Here is a 2,432-nt window from a genome sequence, read left to right as displayed (position 1 = left end):
GATGTGCTCGATGAGGTGGAGCGGCGGTTGGTGCTGGAGGGGTGGAATGCCACTGCTGTGGAGGTGGGTGGTGTGTCGGTGGTGGAGTTGTTTGAGGGGCAGGTGGCTCGGAGGCCGGATGCGGTGGCGGTGCGGTCGGGTGGGGTGGCGGTGTCGTATGCGGGGGTGGAGGAGCGGGCGAATCGGTTGGCTCAGGTGTTGGTTGGTGAGGGGGTGGGTGTGGAGTCGGTGGTGGGGGTGTGTTTGGGGCGTGGGGTGGATCTGGTGGTGGCGTTGCTGGCGGTGTGGAAGGTGGGGGCGGGTTATCTTCCGATTGATCCGGGGCTGCCGGTGGAGCGGGTCGCGTTCATGCTTGCTGACAGTGGTGCGGTGTTGACGGTTACCAGTGCGGAGATTGCTGAGGAGCTGCCGGCGGGTGGGGGTCGGATGTTGGTGCTGGATGACGCCTTGACCGTGATGCGGCTGTCGATGGCCTCGGCCGAAAGACCGGAGCGGCACGTAGTCGGCGATCAGATCGCCTATGTCATTTATACGTCGGGTTCGACGGGGCGGCCGAAGGGGGTGGTGGTGACGCAGGCGGGGTTGGCTAATTATGTGGGTTGGGCGGCTGGGTTTTATGGGGTGGGTGTGGGTTCTGTGTTGCATTCGTCGGTGGCGTTTGATTTGACGGTGACGGGTTTGTGGGTGCCGTTGGTGTTGGGTGCGGAGGTGGTGGTGAGTGAGGGGGGTGGTGTTGATGGGTTGGTGGGGGTGTTGTCTGAGGGTTTGGGTTTGGGTTTGGTGAAGGTGGTGCCGGCGCATCTGAGTTTGCTGGCTGAGGTGGTGTCGTCTGATGTGGGGCGGACGTGGGTGGTGGGTGGTGAGGTGTTGTCGGGGGGGTTGGTGCGTTCGTGGTTGGCGCGGTCGCCGGGGTCGGTGGTGGTTAATGAGTATGGTCCGACGGAGACGGTGGTCGGGTGTTGTGTGTTTGAGGCGTCGGTGGAGGTTGGGGAGTCGGTGCCGATTGGGCGGCCGATTGCGAATTGTCGGTTGTATGTGCTGGATGGGTGGTTGCGGCCGGTGCCGCCGGGGGTGGCGGGGGAGTTGTATATCGCGGGTGTGCAGGTGGCTCGGGGGTATGTGGGGCGTCCTGGGCTGAGCGCGGAGCGGTTTGTGGCTTGCCCGTTTGAGTTGGGGGGGCGCATGTATCGCAGTGGTGATGTTGTGCGTTGGGGTGTGGATGGGGATTTGGAGTTTCTTGGTCGGGCTGATGAGCAGGTGAAGATTCGGGGGTTCCGGGTTGAGCCGGGTGAGGTGCAGGCGGTGGTGGCGGCGCATCCGCTGGTGGCTCAGGCGGCGGTGGTGGCTCGTGAGGATGTGCCGGGTGATGTGCGGTTGGTGGCGTATGTGGTGGGGGCTGATGGGGTGGCTGATCTGGTGCGGCGGTTTGTGGTGGAGCGGTTGCCGGAGTACATGGTGCCGTCGGTGGTGGTTGCGCTTGAGGCGTTGCCGTTGACGAGTAACGGCAAGCTTGATCGTGGGGCTTTGCCTGTGCCTGAGCAGGGTGTTGGTGGTGGGCGGGTGCCGGTGACGGTGCGGGAGGGCTTGTTGTGTCAGGCGTTCGCCGAGGTTTTGGGGTTGTCTGTGGTGGGGGTGGACGACGATTTCTTTGCTTTGGGTGGGCATTCGCTGCTGGCGGTGCGGCTGGTCAGCCGGGTGCGGGCGCTGCTCGGGGTGGAGTTGGGGTTGTCGGTGTTGTTCGAGGCGCCGACGGTGGCCGCGTTGGCGGCGCGGTTGAGCGAGGCCGAGACGGCTCGGATGGCGCTGACGGTGGTGGAGCGGCGGCCGGAGCGGGTGCCGTTGTCGTTCGCGCAGCGGCGTCTGTGGTTCATCAGGCAGCTCGAAGGCCCGAGCGCCACTTATAACGTGCCGATCGTGGTGCGGCTCGACGGTGAGGTGGACGTCGAGGCGCTTGGGGCGGCGTTGCGGGATGTGATCGAGCGGCATGAGGTGTTGCGGACGGTTTTCCCGGTCGCCGATGGTCAGCCTTACCAGCGGATTCTCGAGCCGGATGAGCTGATCTGGCGGATGGAGCGGGTGTCGTCGGCGGACCTGGAGGTCGCCGAGGCGGCGGGGTATGCCTTCGATCTGGCGTCGGAGGTGCCGATCCGGGCGTGGTTGATCGATGAGCGGGTGTTGGTGGTGGTGATTCACCACATCGCCAGTGACGGCTGGTCACGGGCACCGCTGGCGCGGGATGTGTCGGTGGCTTATGCGGCACGGCACGACGGGCGGGCTCCGGAGTGGGAGCCGCTGCCCGTCCAGTACGCCGACTACGCCCTGTGGCAGCGCGAACTGCTGGGGGACGACCAGGATCCGGACAGCGTGATCTCGCGGCAGGTCGCCTACTGGCGGGAGACCTTGGCTGGGGCGCCGGAGGAGCTGGCGCTGCC

General features: G+C 65.8%; 1 protein-coding gene. It reads left to right on the top strand.

What is annotated here, in order from left to right; all coding sequences use genetic code 11:
* Positions 1-2,432, top strand: a 2,432-nt coding sequence (locus KLK06_RS59310; protein WP_214644734.1) for a non-ribosomal peptide synthetase, incomplete at both ends; no start/stop codon positions are given.

Source organism: Nonomuraea sp. NEAU-A123, from assembly GCF_018603905.1.
Classification (GTDB): Bacteria; Actinomycetota; Actinomycetes; order Streptosporangiales; family Streptosporangiaceae; genus Nonomuraea.
The sequence above is the reverse complement of the archived record's forward strand: the minus strand, read 5'-3'. Positions and strand labels throughout refer to the sequence as shown.